13 protein-coding genes and 1 other annotated feature are annotated in these 14,563 nt (G+C 35.6%); of the genes, 3 read left to right on the top strand and 10 right to left on the bottom strand.

Annotated elements, in window-relative coordinates; genetic code table 11:
* Positions 1-109: 109 nt before the first annotated feature.
* Positions 110-760: a Crp/Fnr family transcriptional regulator gene (locus tag Q0Y70_RS00065; protein ID WP_297814969.1), complete on the top strand. Its 651-nt coding sequence runs from the start codon at positions 110-112 to the stop codon at positions 758-760.
* A 52-nt stretch (positions 761-812) separates the two neighbouring features.
* Here the strand turns inward: Q0Y70_RS00065 and Q0Y70_RS00060 are convergent, their stop codons facing one another.
* A complete protein-coding gene (locus Q0Y70_RS00060) occupies positions 813-2,078 on the bottom strand; it encodes a methionine gamma-lyase family protein (RefSeq protein ID WP_297814966.1) in 1,266 nt (421 codons plus the stop codon).
* A gap of 10 nt (positions 2,079-2,088) precedes the next feature.
* A complete protein-coding gene (locus Q0Y70_RS00055) occupies positions 2,089-4,182 on the bottom strand; it encodes a putative ornithine decarboxylase (protein ID WP_297814963.1) in 2,094 nt (697 codons plus the stop codon).
* 234 nt (positions 4,183-4,416) lie between these two features.
* On the opposite strand from Q0Y70_RS00055, the gene Q0Y70_RS00050 reads away from it, so the two are divergent.
* On the top strand, positions 4,417-5,898 hold the full coding sequence (locus tag Q0Y70_RS00050) for an APC family permease (protein WP_297814960.1): 1,482 nt from the start codon (positions 4,417-4,419) through the stop codon (positions 5,896-5,898).
* A 251-nt stretch (positions 5,899-6,149) separates the two neighbouring features.
* Here the strand turns inward: Q0Y70_RS00050 and Q0Y70_RS00045 are convergent, their stop codons facing one another.
* From Q0Y70_RS00045 to Q0Y70_RS00015, 7 genes are all read right to left on the bottom strand, one after another.
* Complete coding sequence (locus tag Q0Y70_RS00045) at positions 6,150-6,413, bottom strand: hypothetical protein (RefSeq protein WP_297814958.1); 264 nt, start codon at positions 6,411-6,413, stop codon at positions 6,150-6,152.
* Positions 6,388-6,630: a ubiquitin gene (locus tag Q0Y70_RS00040; RefSeq protein ID WP_297814955.1), complete on the bottom strand. Its 243-nt coding sequence runs from the start codon at positions 6,628-6,630 to the stop codon at positions 6,388-6,390. Before Q0Y70_RS00040 ends, Q0Y70_RS00045 begins: the two co-directional genes overlap by 26 nt.
* A 677-nt stretch (positions 6,631-7,307) precedes the next feature.
* A complete protein-coding gene (locus Q0Y70_RS00035; RefSeq protein ID WP_297814952.1) occupies positions 7,308-8,117 on the bottom strand; it encodes a helix-turn-helix domain-containing protein in 810 nt (269 codons plus the stop codon).
* Between the two features lie 182 nt (positions 8,118-8,299).
* Positions 8,300-8,584, bottom strand: coding sequence for a hypothetical protein (locus Q0Y70_RS00030; protein ID WP_297814949.1), 285 nt, complete (start codon positions 8,582-8,584; stop codon positions 8,300-8,302).
* A 67-nt stretch (positions 8,585-8,651) separates the two neighbouring features.
* Positions 8,652-8,890, bottom strand: a binding site (T-box leader).
* Positions 8,891-9,151: 261 nt separating this feature from the next.
* Positions 9,152-10,204 (bottom strand): YdcF family protein, encoded by a 1,053-nt coding sequence (locus tag Q0Y70_RS00025; protein WP_297814946.1) that lies wholly within the window; start codon positions 10,202-10,204, stop codon positions 9,152-9,154.
* A gap of 16 nt (positions 10,205-10,220) precedes the next feature.
* Positions 10,221-11,426 (bottom strand): ATP-binding protein, encoded by a 1,206-nt coding sequence (locus Q0Y70_RS00020; protein WP_297814943.1) that lies wholly within the window; start codon positions 11,424-11,426, stop codon positions 10,221-10,223.
* 139 nt (positions 11,427-11,565) lie between these two features.
* Positions 11,566-12,843 (bottom strand): MFS transporter, encoded by a 1,278-nt coding sequence (locus tag Q0Y70_RS00015; protein ID WP_297814940.1) that lies wholly within the window; start codon positions 12,841-12,843, stop codon positions 11,566-11,568.
* Between the two features lie 95 nt (positions 12,844-12,938).
* On the opposite strand from Q0Y70_RS00015, the gene Q0Y70_RS00010 reads away from it, so the two are divergent.
* Positions 12,939-13,805, top strand: coding sequence for a helix-turn-helix domain-containing protein (locus Q0Y70_RS00010; protein WP_297814937.1), 867 nt, complete (start codon positions 12,939-12,941; stop codon positions 13,803-13,805).
* Between the two features lie 38 nt (positions 13,806-13,843).
* Here Q0Y70_RS00010 and Q0Y70_RS00005 read toward each other — a convergent pair whose 3' ends face one another.
* On the bottom strand, positions 13,844-14,404 hold the full coding sequence (locus Q0Y70_RS00005) for a hypothetical protein (protein ID WP_297814934.1): 561 nt from the start codon (positions 14,402-14,404) through the stop codon (positions 13,844-13,846).
* Between the last annotated feature and the right edge of the window lie 159 nt (positions 14,405-14,563).

Here is a 14,563-nt window from a genome sequence, read left to right as displayed (position 1 = left end):
GCTTTATCGAAATCGATAAACTGAAGAATAATTTTTTAACGTTTATATCTTTAATTATAGGCGGATGTAGTATAATAAAATTGATTTAAATCAAGAAAGAAGAATAAAAATGCCAAAACATTCGCCACTTGCCTGTTTAAGTAAGGCGGCTCTTTTTAAGGACTTGCCAGAATCTTTGAGAAAAAAACTAGTCCCGATATCAGCGCACCAAGAATATTTCCCTAAAGGCAGCTTGATTCGCCAGCCAATGGATGGAAAAGATGGGATGCTAGTCATGGATAAGGGAAATGCCAAAGTCTATAGCTTGAATGAAGATGGGAAAGAGACGATTCTAGGTACTTTAACTACTGGTGATTCAGAAGGCCAAGAACACTTATTTTCCAGTAATTCTCGCGAAAATTTTGTCCAAGCAACTACTGACACCTGGGTATGTTCGATGACTAGACGTGATTTTCAAAATTTGATTAGACAAACGCCAGATTTAGCCTTGAGCTTACTGAATGATTTTGGTCAAAAACTAGTAACAGCCGAGCAAAATACAGTCCGTCGTAATTCAATGGATGCTAAGCAAAGGATACTAGCATATCTAGATGACCTATCTAAAAAGCAGGGCAGCAATCAAGTCAAGCTCGAATTAAAAAAGAAAGATTTAGCAAGCTATCTAGGAATTACCCCGGAGACTTTTAGCCGTAAGCTCAAAGAATTAGTAAAAGAGAATAAGATCGAGGTAAATAAGAAAGTAATTACAATTAATGAATAAAAATAAGGACACAGTGAAAATGCCGTGTCCTTTGTTTTTTGACTAATTCTGTTTATTTCTTATAAAAAGTTTCTTCTACAGCGTGGGTAATGGCAATCTTGTCGTGTGCATAAGAAAGGCCACCTTGAATATAAAGACGGTATGGATCACGCAATGGACCGTCAGAAGAAAGCTCAATTGTTGAACCTTCAGTAAAACTACCTGAAGCCATGACAACATCATCTTCGTAGCCATCTTGGTGGTATGGAATTGGGTCAACGAATGAGTTCATTGGAGAATAGTGCTGAATTGCAGCACAGAATTTAACCATTGGATCAGGCTTACCGAAAGTTACAGTTTGAACGATATCAGTTCTTGGATCATCCCATTTAGGCGCAACTTTCATGCCCATTTCTTCACACAAAGCTGCTGTAAAAATCATGCCCTTGATTGCTTCTCCGGTAGTGTGAGGTGCCATGAAGAATCCTTGGTAAATATCACGTAAATATCCCCATGTTGCACCTTCGCCTTTACCAGCACCCGGTACGTTAAGGCGAGAGCCAGCACCTTCAATTAATTCTTTTTTACCAGCTAAGAATGCGCCGCCTTTAACAATTCCAGCACCAGCATTTTTGAAAAGTGAGCCAGCTAGCATATCTGCACCATAAAAAGTTGGCTCTTCAGTTTCAGAAAATTCGCCATAGCAGTTATCAACGAAGATCTTCACATCAGGACGAACTTCCTTGATGAACTTAAGCATCTTTTTAATCTTTTCCATAGTAAAACTGGCGCGGACAGCATATCCTAGTGAGCGCTGGATGGTTACGACCTTAATAGACTTATCTTGCAAGTCTTTTTTAGCTTGTTCATAATCAACTTCACCGTTGTCTAATAAGTCAGTGTGCTTAAAGTTAATGCCCCATTCTTTCATATTGCCAGGCTTGTCTCCTGCTAAGCCAATAACTTCTTGAATAGTATCATATGGCATTCCCGTTAAATAATAAAGGGTATCGCCAGGGCGAAGCATACTGAATAAGCCAACTGAAATAGCTTGTGTTGCTGAAGAAAATTGTGGACGCACCAAAGCATCACCGGTTTTAAAGTAGTCCGCATAAATGGCTTCGATCTTATCACGACCCATATCGTCATAACCGTAACCAGTTGATGGGACCAAATCTTCTTCACCGACACGGTGTTTTCTAAATAATTCTAGTACGCGTTGTTGGTTGTATAAAACTTGTTCATCGATTTCGTTTAAGCGTCCAGCAATTTTTTTATCAACCTTTTCAACTTTTTCTTTTAATTCCGCTGGTAAATCTTCTTTCCATGAAAATGACATAATTTCCTCCTTATTTTTCCTTCAGTACTTCAGCTTGAACCTTAATTTTGCCATCTGACTTTTGGTCCCAATAAACACCTTGAATCTCTGGCACAAAGCCTGGGAAGCGTTCAATTGCACCTACTAAAACCTCAAAATATTGCTTGTCAATCTGACCCCATTTTTCACCAGGTGCCACGATAAAGACCCCAGGTGGATAAGGGAGGGCTCCTTCGGCCGCAATTCGTCCTGCAGCATCATTTAAATCAACCAATTCACTTTCGTTTTTCATGAATAATTGATTCGCAGCTTCAGGCGTCATGACATAGTCTTGCATGTTAGTTTTGGCAAACAAATCTTTTTGCAAGGTGAAAGTTTTATTTTTACGGTAGTAATTGTGCATCTCACCACATAACTGTCTTAAAGTATAACCTTTATAACGCTCTGGATAAACCTTGCTTAATTTAGGCAAAACTTTGCTTAATGGCGCATCTTCATCATAGAATTTTTCAAATTCTAAAAAGGCATCCAGTAAAATGTCTAATTCTTTCTTTGTGTCACCAGGGGTGAGCAAAAATAGTAATGAATTCAGATCATCTTTAGCGCGAATAATCCGCTTTTCCATTAAAAATTCAGCAACGACTGGTCCGGGGATACCATCTTTTTCATAGCGTGAGTTTTTAACATCGATCCCTGGAGTTTTGACGGTGATTTTAAGTGGATCAAGCATAGCTTCGCCCTTGGCAATTTTGTTAAAGCCATGCCAATTGTCAGTAGGGTTAAATTCCCAGTATTTAGCATTAGTTGCCAGTTCTTCAGTAGAAATTTTTGCAAAATTATCAGGAACTAGTGGTTTAAAGAGCTTAGATTTTGCTAGCAGTGTCTTGCGCCATTCAATTCCTAAACGTAAGATTTCATCCCACCATTTTTTATTGCCGCTTCCAGCAGTTAAATATGAGTTCACAGTCAGAGAGGCATATAGTGGGTAAGAATAACTAGAAGTTACGAATTTGAGATAGGCATGATTGAAGTGCTTGTGGTCAACATAGCGTTTTTGGCCTTTGAGGTGACTATCTTTTTTCAAAATTTGGGAGGCTTGTCCCATCCCAGCTTGCTGTTTGTGCAATGATTGAGTAACTAAAATTCCCGGATCATCTGGTCCAAAATTAAGCGACAGAGGAGATAGGTGCTTCATAATTGGAACAAATTGTTCAAAGCCGCCCCAAGCACAATCGAATAAAATGTAGTCACATAACTTGCCTATTTTATCGATCATCCATTTGGCATCGTAAAATAAACCGTCGTAAGTTTCTGATTGGATAATTGCTAATCTAAACGGCCGCTTAGCCTTAGCTTTTTCAGGATCAACTTTAGCAATTTGCTGGCGTAGATTTTCTTCATCTAAAGCAGCAGGATCCATTTCTCCAATTAATCCTAAAGCATTACGGTCAGTCGGAATATAAACCGGTTTAGCTCCGCTCATGACCAAGGCACTATTATATAAAGACTTGTGGTTGTTACGATCAAATAAAACTAAGTCCCCATCAGTTAAAAGCGCACTAGCACAGATGGAGTTAGCACTGGTTGTTCCATTCGTACAAAAGTAGACCTTGTCGGCATTGTAAGTTTCAGCTGCCTTTTGTTCAGCAGTTAGGGGTGTTCCTTCGTGAGTCATCGTGTCGCCAAGCTCAGCGACTGTGTCGCTGGTATCAGCAAACATCAAGTTCTCGCCAAAAAAGCGGTTGAAGACAACACCAGCAGGGTGTTTTTCATAATAAAGTCCATTATGGTGACCAGGAGTTGTAAAACTAACGGGCCGATCTTGAGCAAAGTTCACTAGATCACTTAAAAATCCCGGGACCATTTCATTTGTATAAGCTTTAGCTTTGCGCAGAATTTGATCTTTTTCGTCTTGAGAAATCGTTTCACGTGAAACTTTAATAATAGGGATGCCAAGACCAGAAGTTTTTTGAAGATCGTGAGCAGTTTTTAAGCCATTTTCGCTCGCTACAACAATCGCGGCTAGGCTACTTGCCTGTATATCTTGATTAAGGTGCGCAGTGTCCCAATCGGAAAATTGCGCATTTTTAATTGTGCTGTCGACAGCAATTTTTAGAAAATTCATTTTTTCACCTTATGTTCCCTATTATTTTCAAAAAAGCCTTGCAAAAGCTTCATAAATCCTTATAATTTTTGGCGGATGTTTTTTCATCTCAAATAAATATAAGGATGTTACGGCATAAATTATATCTACTTATTGAGGTTATAGACAAGTGGTTTTAAATACTTTGCTTATCGTATTGAAACCTCCAAATTTTTTCGCATAGATAATGGCGATTAAATTTAGGAGGAAATAAAATTGGATAAACCAGATATCTTAGATAGCTTAGAACCGAATAAAAAGCACTATATGAGTTGGCCAGTCATTGCCTTAATTGACTTTGTAACGATTATTAGTTTTGAAAATATTTTCTATCCCTTCCAAAATCAGGGATTGTCGGTAGTTATTTCTTGGATTTTCTTACTGTTTTCATATGTGATTCCTTACGCATTGATTAGTAGTCAAATGAGTTTGACCTTTGATAATCAAGATGGAGGACTCGCTTCTTGGGTAAGAAGAAGTACGAATGATACTTTAGGATATTGGACTTCGTGGATGTATTGGGTGCAGAGTGTGCCTTATATTGTTGACGTTTCTAACTCAGTTATCGTGTCGTTTAGCTGGATGATTTTCGGAAACAATAGCTTGGATAAGAAGATGTCGACTTTCTGGTTCGGAATTTTGACATTTGTGATCATACTGATCTTTATTTTGTTAGAAAACAAATTGCGCAACTCACTAGAAATCCTTTCTTTAATTGGTGGGGGAGCTATGTTCATTATGTCGATGCTTTTTGTATTGCTTGCTGCGTGGTCAGTGATGCATGGACACCACATTGCAACTCAACCATTTAATTGGGGCGCATTTAAGCCTTCATTTAGCTTGAATTATTTCTCAACTACCGGACTTTTGATCTTCGCTATGTCTGGTGCGGAATTAGCTGCACCATACGTGCAACAGATGAAGAATCCTAAGCGTGATTTTCCTAAGGCAATGTGGATGCTGGCAATCATGACAGGATTTTTGACTATCTTTGGAACGCTTGCTTTAGCAATGTTCTTTAACGCACATCATATTCCGCATGACTTTAAGATGAACGGTCCTTACTACGCCTTCCAGCTTTTGGGTGAAAGTTTAGGAATGGGTAAAGTCTTAATGTACATCTTTGCAGTTGTGCAAGCAATCTTCATGATGGCACAATTGGCAGTGCTGCTCGATGCATCAAGTCGTGTATTTGCTGGGGATGTTGGCGAAAAGTTCATGCCAAAATGGCTTACCAAGAAAAACAAAAATGGTCGCCCAATTCACAGTTACACTTTTACTGTAGGACTTAGCTTATTCTTGCTTCTTTTGACAGGAACATTACCTAACATCAACACCATTTATAACTGGCTGTTGAACGTTAACGGAATTATTTCACCATACAAGACTTGTTGGGTATTCTTTGCCTTTGTAGCAATGAGAATGCACCAAGAAAAATACCACTCAGATTATGTCTTCATTAAGAATAAGACTGGTGCTTTGGCAGTTGGTTTTTGGTGCTTGATCTTTACTTTTGTCTGCGCAACTTTAGGATTTATCCCACAAAACGTAGAACTTGGTACACCAGCCTTCAATCACCAACTATGGATGAACATTATTACAGTTGTAGTATTGTTTGGTCTTGGATTTGTTTTACCATTACTTCGTAAGCGTGAAGCAAAACGCGAAGCGGCTATGATGAGTGAAATGGAAGAATAGAATATTTGTATTAAAAAAGAATCCCGCTTGGGATTCTTTTTGCGTTTTGAGGAGATCATTTTTTGCTTTTATTATAAAAATAGCCCACCAATTGTCCAGCTGCAATTAAGACTATGCTCAATAGCAGTGGCCTTATAAAAGTTTGCATATTTATCATGCGCATATCCATAAAAAAGTAAGCGAATAGTAGTAGATAGGTGATGACAAAATCCATTACTTCTTGCTTTAATGATTTCATATTAACACCGCCTTTATTTAAGAAGGGTGACTAAAATCCAAACTATATTTGTAAATAGCAGTCCTAAGGCTGTTAGACCCTTATATAAATTTTTCTTTTCTGTCGAAGAATATCTATTAACTAAATATTCCATGCTAGCACCAATAACTAGATTCATTAACACCATAACCACACGATAAGATAAATTTCCCCACCATGACGTTAGATTTAGGATAGATAGCAAGGTAAAAGTTATTGTTACGTCGTAATTATTAGTGAGGCGTCTTAGAGTCTTCATAGGCTAATTTCTTACTTTCTTTAATAAGGGTGTACCAAAAATACAGATATAATAAAATGCAGATGAGTAAAAGCGGAATCTTGATCCACATTGGCCACTGCATGGTCGCATCCATAATTGAAGTATGAAGGTTGGTTTTAAAAATAACATCTGAAAGAAGTGGTACAAAAGGAACGATTGCCAATGCTACTTCAAAGGTTAGCACTAATTTTTTCATAATAATTTTCCTCCGATTAGTCTATACTCAACAGCTTTGATAAAAAGGGTCCTTCCGAAACATAGCCTGCAATAAGCTATCAACCTAAGAATTTTTTCTTTCTTCTTGTTCTTATACATTCGAAATAGTGCAGTGTTAATTGAAAGCAAAATAAATTTTATATAAGTAAAAAAACTCTACTACTAAATTAAACCCTACTTGCTTAATTTATAAACTACTAAAGTAGTTAGTCCTCCGCATATTGCACTTAATATAATATTCAAAAACCAATTTGAAATATATGGGGCAATTAGAAAATTATAAAGTTCAATTACCAATGTTAAACAAATAAAATATAAAATTAATTGCTTTCTTTTCATAAGATTATTGCCATCCAAATCCATTTACAGTTCCTGTGAAGAAATTATAATCTACCCAAACTCCACCCTTAATGCCATTTGTAACTAATACACCTACCGATGAGCTAATTGCACCTACTGCAAAAGTAGCGGCCCCTCCTGTGACATAGCTAGCAATAAGTGTTCCTACACCACCAACAGCTCCAGTTGCAACGGCTTGGGTTAAATTTTTATTTAGATTAAGTTTAAATTATAAGAGAGTGAAATACATAAATTTGGGCGTATTTGCCCTTTATTACATTATTGGTACTTCTTTTTGAATTCTGAAAGTTCTTGAGCCTATTTTGGCATACCAGCAATGGTGATATTTTCAATTATCAGATTGCAATATTTTAGTGCAGATTCATCGTTTTTATTTTTGTATTGAATAAAGCATGTAAAGAATTTCATTATATTTTTATAGAAGAAAATATCAGGGTTAGTAGGAATATTGTTTCCAAAGGAAATATAGTCATCAATATCGTCGAAGTTACTTTCTTCAATGGAAAGAATCAAAATATTTATTACTGATGAAATAAGCGATTTTTGAATGAATTTAGACTTATTATCTTTGTATTGCTCGATAAGCCTTTTAACTATTGTTTTATTATCAGAAAGACTATAAAATCGCATCGAATTGCAATAAAGCATGAATTTAGTGCTATTGAAATTAGGTATTTCAAAAACTTGCTTTTTAATCTTATCTCTAAGTTTTTGATTAGGATTATCAGGACTTAAAAGTTCTATGAAGCCGGAAGCTATTAAAGCTTGCATTTCTTTATCCTTTTCAGAGAAATCACTTTCTGAAACCATCATTTTTATTTCTTGTAGCTTATCCTTATCCACTTGATAGTATGCTTCTTCCATGAGCTTTCTTTGTGTCTGAAGTTTACTTTGGTAGTTTTCATAATTAGGATCTAGTTTTCCTATAAATTCTGTAGCATTAATTTGGTTGTAATTAAGTAAATCGATCAAATTATTGATTGAGATTTGGTGGATATTCTTTTCTACTTTACTGTAATAAGAACGATCTATTATGTTACCTGCAAATTCTTTCAAGGTTTTATTTTGATTAACGCGATAATATCTAAGTAAATCTCCAACGGTCATCAATCTTCCCTCCTTATTGGGATACTTATCGTGAATATCCCGATATTTTTCACTGTAATATAGGTGTTCTTTCAATATCTTTTTTCATAATAATTCTTTTATTCTCATAAGATTATTATCATCTATATATCTATATTCAGTGATTGTATCTTTCGAAATATAGCTTATAATGAGTTGTCAAACTAAGAAGTCTTTTCTTTCTTCTTGTTCTTATACATTCGAAAGAGTGCAGTGGTAATTGCAAGTAAATTCACACCAATAACAAAAGGAATTGCAGTAATAAATTCAGTATTCCAAAAATCCTTTATGGCGGCTTCAGTATGAACTCCAAAAATCATAGTGCCAAAACTGTAATAAGCTGAATAAAGTGTAATTAGTATTAAGCCTGCAAGATTAATTATTAACAATCCAAATAACCATTTGAAAAACTTTTTAAGGGATGCTGTTAACTTACTAAATTTACCCATAATGATTTCCTCTATCAAACAGCCTTACTAAAGAAAAAAGCGCCCTACCAGACCAATTATTTTGATCTAATAGGGCGCTTTGGGCGCTGTACCACCTATGTTCGCCGGACATAAACCCAGCCTCGTTGCACGTGCGGCTCAAAAAGAGCGATACGTCGACGCTGTAAAGGGCGTTCCCTGAAACTACTCAATTCGTAATTTCTGCTCAAAGGTGATTTTCAGCTAAACCTTCGTTGTTTCTTCGCACCAACCAGAAACTCTCTGTAGTACTTCAGTAAAACTTACTTTCCTTATCAAAGCCGTTATTATTTTTTGTTGATCATAATATTACAGTGATAAAAATTAAAAGTCAACAGTAATTTTAATTATTTATTAGTCAAATTATAAATTTACAGAGCTTAATATAGTAATTATTAATGAAGAGAGCATCGCTGGTTCTTGATCTTTCAAAAATAAGATAATATAATTGTAAAAGAAAAGGAGCTAGTGACTGCAATTCACTAACTCCAAACGTAACTCGATACGACCGGAAGTGGCTAACCTTTGTGGTTAGCTTTTTTTATTTTTCTACAAATTCAAAATACTAGATAAATAATACATCCCAGCTAAAAGTAATGTCATACCTCCAATTGAAGCAATCATCGTGGCTTGCAGTTTCTTCGTAATTACTAGATAAGCAATAAATTCACGAATAAATGCATTCAAAGTAAAGTACCACTTGGTTTTTGCACCATAGCCGATGCATTGCAAGCCTTGTCGCTTAGCCAATACTAAGGCGCGATAGACGTGGTAAGAATTAGTGACCAAGCAAAAGCTAGTGTTAGGCTTCATTAATCGGTGTGAAAACTTGAGATTTTCATTTGTTGTTTTGGATTTGTCTTCAATCAAGATATCAGATTTTGGTACACCGCGTTTTTCGGTATAAGCAGCCATAGCATGAGATTCTGGAATTTCTTCATCAGGACCTTGACCACCAGACATGATCAGCTTTGATCCAGGATTGCGCCGGTAGATTTCAATTCCGCGATTAATGCGGCTAGCAAGTAGCGGTGTCACTTTTTTGCCTATTAAGCCAGCTCCGAGAACAACAACATAATTGAGCGGCTTTTGGCGAATATTGATTAAATTGAGCCAAGAAGTCAGCGTGTACATCACCATGATGAAAATTAGGTAAAAGATACTTAATGACAAGAAAAGATAAATGAAGCGAAACCAAGGAGTTACTGTAAGGCGACCAAGTCTGGGATAAGCAAAAATCAAGAGAATGATTGCAGCTGCCATCCCTAGCGAGAGGAAGTTTGTCCACTTGGTGCCTTCTTTAAGTAAGATCTTGATGCCATCATAAAGAAACATCAAAATCAACAAAATGACGAAGGCAAAAATCAGTAGGGCCACTCCAACAGCTAGTAAGAGCACAATCTGTGAGATTAGCTGATGCTGCTTGGGAAATTTAGTGTCGATAATGATAATAGTATCTATTGCTAAAAATCCAAGAAACATCAAGGTGGTTGTTAAGGTGAAGCCAGCCCACATCGAGCGGCGTTCATGAGTTAAAACAAAAATAAATATGGCTAGACTTGCTAAAAAGAGCCCAAGACACCAATAAAATACTTCAAACATAAAATTTCTCACCTCTTTAATTGAGTAACCAATCTTTGATATTAATGATAGGGATGCCTGCAATCATTTCCTTTTCTTCATATCGCCCTGTAATGACAATTTTTTTATAATTATTTGGAATTTGAAGTAAATTATCAGTTTCTCTAGTTGAATTTTCAGGTAAAGTATAAGTTACTTGAATATATTCTTTGTCATGTGGTTTAGTAGCAATAAAATCAATTTCTTTATCAGCAAGTTTACCAATTTGAACTTGATAACCACGGCGAAGCAGTTCAATGTAGACTATATTTTCTAAAATACTTCCTCGGTCATTAATTCGCTCGCCTAAAGCTTGAGTTCTTAAACCAGTGTCAACTAAGTAGTATTTGCCTTGTGAAGCTAGTATTTTTCTACCACTAATATCATAACGATCAGCTTTATAAAAAAGATAGGCATCTTCAAAATATTTTAAATAGCGTTGAACAGCATTATAAGAAATGTTGAAATGAGCAGACTTAAGAGTATTAACGATCTTGTTGGGATTTACCAGTTGTCCAACAGTACTAGATAAATATTTTGCAACTAAAGTTACTAGTTCAGGCTCACGTAAACCATTCTTTGAACCAACATCATTAACAAGAATAGTGTTGTAAATGCCAGATAAAATAGTTTGTTTTAATTCTTCTTTAGCTAATACGACTGCGGGGAAACCACCGTATTGCACATACTCTTGATATAGATTGTTAATTTCTTTTTCAGAAGGGGAATCTTTCTTATTGAAAGCTAGCATTTCTTTAAATGATAAGGGGTAGACCTTAATTTCAATGTAGCGTCCAGAAAGAAGTGTGGCTAATTCTCCACTCAAAAGATCAGAATTACTTCCAGTTATAGTTAAGTCTAAATTTTGATTTAAGCGTAAGCTATTAAGGATCTTCTGCCATTCTTTTACATATTGAATTTCATCAAGTAAAATATACATTTTTTTGTTTAGAATAAATCGTTGCTTAAGATAGGCATAAAGTTTTTTTGGTTCATAAAGATCGATATTATCAAAATCTTCAAATGATAAATAAATTATCTGCTTCTTATCAATATTTTGATCTAAAAGATATTGGCGATAAAGCAGTAACAAATAAGATTTTCCTGATCTTCTAACACCTGTAAGAACTTTAATAAACTCTGTATCTTTAAAATCAGTTAACTTTTTTAAATAGTCGGGACGATCAATTAATTCAGGTTTCATGTTTTTACCTCATAAATAAAATTATATCTATATTGTATCAAAATTTACTTTATAAGATAAATTCTTGCGGATAGTGGATATTTTTTTGCTTATGAAGAAAAGGCATTACCTAAACCTTGGGTAATGCCTTTTAATTCTTCTAAGTAATAGCTACGTGGGGATCTTTTTCCTTCTTGTTGCGAACTACTTTAATACTCATTTTAATTGTAGTGACTAGGACCAGCGCTTCGACAGCTAATAAAGCAAATAAGGCGTAGTGAACATTTGTAGTACCTGAGATCGTTGTCAAAATAGTTGTTAATAGCGGTGCAGTTGCCATTAAGATAGTATTCAATAATCCAACGCTAGAAGCTAAGATTTTTTGGTCAACGGTGTTTACTAGCCACTGAGTTAACTTGATCGAGCCTAAGCTGGCAGTCATAGCAAGTAAGAAGTAACAAGGTAAAATGACATAGATATTGGCAAAAAGTGCTGCAAGCGTGGTTGCGAGTGCGAAGATAATTGCAGTAAGAATTATTGAAAAAACAGAAGTCTTTTTAAATACCTGCGGACCAAACATACTGCCTAATGCGGCACCAGCGGCTACAACTACACCCATAATTGCGATTGTGAAGCTGTAGCTAGAAATAATCATAGTAGATTTATTAGCTGCCATCACGATTGAAATTAAAGATTCCATGGAATTCAAGGCTCCGTTTAATAGTGCTACCACTAACACAATAGTAAGCAATCCGGCTTGTTTTTTAACTTGTAAAAATGAAGACTTCATTGTCGCAAAGAATTTTTGATCGTTAACTTCGACTTCTTTTTCAACTTGTGCATCGCGGGTTTTATTTTGCTTTAAACCGACACTAGCGTATAGAGCTCCAGCTGCTAAGAAGGTAGCAGCGTTCAAAAACGCTAAGTTAGAATATGACATAAATAAAAGAAGACCCGAGCCGATGAATTGAGCAGTAATGTTGATAATTTGAGAAATCCCACTAGTAAATCCAGTAGCTTCACCGAATTCATCTTTGCCCACTAAGTCTACTATTAAGGGTGCAACTAAGCCGCCGGAATAAGAGCCAAATGTATCGGAAATCAAATTAATAATTACTACGGCAATAACTAAAGTCCAATCTGAAATATGGCTAGCAAATAAAATTCCTACGATTGCATATAAGATAAAACGAGCTAGCGCCATTAAGAAAATATTTCTGAATTTTTTCTTAGTTTTATCAGCTAGGTAGCCACCAAAAATTTCAAATAGCTTTGGCACGGATTCAGAAATCGCAATTAATGAAAGTGCTAAAGAGTAGTTGTGCAACTTACTTGCATAGGTCATAAAGGCCAAGTAAAAAAGAATGTCGCCTGCGCTAGAAAGAAAACTGGCAATTGAAAAGCGTCTGTAGCCGCTATTTTTAAGAAATACGTTCATAATGGTTAACTCCTTTTGTTTTAAGATTGATTTAATCTTAGCAAGGAATTAAAATTGTTTTTAAAAATGTCGTATTCGAAATTGAAGGTGATTAAATGACGATTGGGGAATTGCTCAAGCAGTACAGAATTAAGCAAAATAAAAGGCAAAAAGACTTTGCGGCTGGAATTGTCAGCCCTTCTTATTACTCCAAGGTTGAAAAAAATATCCATCGCATTACAGCTGAAGACTTGCTAGCTATCTTAGCTCACAATAAGATATCCGTTTCTGACTTTTTTGCAAGGCTTGCAACAGATCCTAATCAAGTTCAAATTCAAACGATGAATAAGTTGTTTGATAAATTGGATGAAGCCTTTTATTCAGAAAATATTGAAAAAAACCTTACCAGCTTTAAGAAACAAGTAAAGCAGGCTGATTTGAATGATGACCGGAAGGAAGAATTAATATTAATTGCGGATGGACTCATAGAAACATTAAAAACAGAGCTGGCAAGTTTTGATAATGAGGTGAGACTCAAGATTAAAGAAAAACTTTTTTCGATGCCAGAATTTGACATATACAAGTTAACTCTGTACACAAATTTTATGTCTTTCTATGATTTTGATGCCAATCAAGAAATAGTCAGACAAATTATTAAGCAGTTCCACCTTGCACAAAGTAGAGAGGTTCAGACAGTGCTTCTTGCCATTATTTCTAATTTGCTGGGTGAGGCAGTCAAAGAGGAAAAATACAGTGAAGCTACAAGCTTCATCGACTTTGCAAAAACGATTCCGTCTTCGGCAACGGGATTATTGTATAAGCTGCATATTGAATTTTATGCTCAGCTCATTGCTTATCACCAAGACAAAAATAAGGTTCATTTGAATAAATGTCGGGTGCTAATTGAAAGTATGGAGTTAGGGGGTGTCACTAATCTTAGCGAATTGATGAGACGAGAATTAGATAAAGTAAGGACAAAGTAAAAGAGGCAATCTTGATACAGATTACCTCTTTATTGTGCTTATTTAAGTATTCTATTTGTATCGTCTTTTTCAACGACAAACTTCACAACAGTATCACTTAGTCCATAAGTGATTAATGCCGCTGCGACCAAGTATCCAAGAAAGATTTGGTTAACGAAAAATAAGGTAGTAGCCAAAATCAAGCCCGAAGCGAAAAAGAGAATACCAGTCTGTGGAACTAACTTTTTGTTTTTAATCCCATTAGCATATAGCCGATACATTTTGAAAAAGACATAGGCTACGGTTGAAATTGCAATGAAGATGCAGGCGTAAAAAACACTGTTGTAGGCCATAATTAATGCTGCCATCAGATACAAGCTGCCAGTAATTATTAAACCGATTGTTATCGACTTAGTGAGGACATCGTCTCCCTTAAGATCTTCGCCCAAATCAACCCAGAAATAAACAATTGCACATACTGCGATTAAACAAATAAAGGCTGAAATACTAGTTAGAAACAAAGGAATGATAGCAAGACCTAATGGCAAGCGCAAAAATAAAACCCAAAAGGTAAATTTTCTTTTCTTCATCCATTGTTTGTAATGTTCATGTTCGTCCAATAGGCTCACTCCTTTACATTATTAATCATGTATTAATATTATGGAATATTAATGAAAATGATACTACTTAAAATTAAAAAAGCAAGAGAAAACCTATCGCTAAATTAAAAAGCTCATATTCTTGGTTGCAAGAAATATGCTGTCTCTTATACACATCTG

The sequence above is a fragment of the uncultured Lactobacillus sp. genome (assembly GCF_947367085.1).
Classification (GTDB): Bacteria; Bacillota; Bacilli; order Lactobacillales; family Lactobacillaceae; genus Lactobacillus.
Note: the sequence above shows the minus strand (reverse complement) of the source record. Positions and strands in the feature narration are given on the sequence as shown.

Excerpts from the sequence above, each read along its gene's own strand:
- Q0Y70_RS00015 (WP_297814940.1), bottom strand. The coding sequence starts at position 12,843 with ATGAACGTATTTCTTAAAAATAGCGGCTACAGACGCTTTTCAATTGCC.
- Q0Y70_RS00060 (WP_297814966.1), bottom strand. The coding sequence starts at position 2,078 with ATGTCATTTTCATGGAAAGAAGATTTACCAGCGGAATTAAAAGAAAAA.
- Q0Y70_RS00020 (WP_297814943.1), bottom strand. The coding sequence starts at position 11,426 with ATGAAACCTGAATTAATTGATCGTCCCGACTATTTAAAAAAGTTAACT.
- Q0Y70_RS00040 (WP_297814955.1), bottom strand. The coding sequence starts at position 6,630 with ATGAAAAAATTAGTGCTAACCTTTGAAGTAGCATTGGCAATCGTTCCT.
- Q0Y70_RS00065 (WP_297814969.1), top strand. The coding sequence starts at position 110 with ATGCCAAAACATTCGCCACTTGCCTGTTTAAGTAAGGCGGCTCTTTTT.
- Q0Y70_RS00055 (WP_297814963.1), bottom strand. The coding sequence starts at position 4,182 with ATGAATTTTCTAAAAATTGCTGTCGACAGCACAATTAAAAATGCGCAA.
- Q0Y70_RS00010 (WP_297814937.1), top strand. The coding sequence starts at position 12,939 with ATGACGATTGGGGAATTGCTCAAGCAGTACAGAATTAAGCAAAATAAA.
- Q0Y70_RS00035 (WP_297814952.1), bottom strand. The coding sequence starts at position 8,117 with ATGACCGTTGGAGATTTACTTAGATATTATCGCGTTAATCAAAATAAA.
- Q0Y70_RS00025 (WP_297814946.1), bottom strand. The coding sequence starts at position 10,204 with ATGTTTGAAGTATTTTATTGGTGTCTTGGGCTCTTTTTAGCAAGTCTA.
- Q0Y70_RS00045 (WP_297814958.1), bottom strand. The coding sequence starts at position 6,413 with ATGAAGACTCTAAGACGCCTCACTAATAATTACGACGTAACAATAACT.
- Q0Y70_RS00030 (WP_297814949.1), bottom strand. The coding sequence starts at position 8,584 with ATGGGTAAATTTAGTAAGTTAACAGCATCCCTTAAAAAGTTTTTCAAA.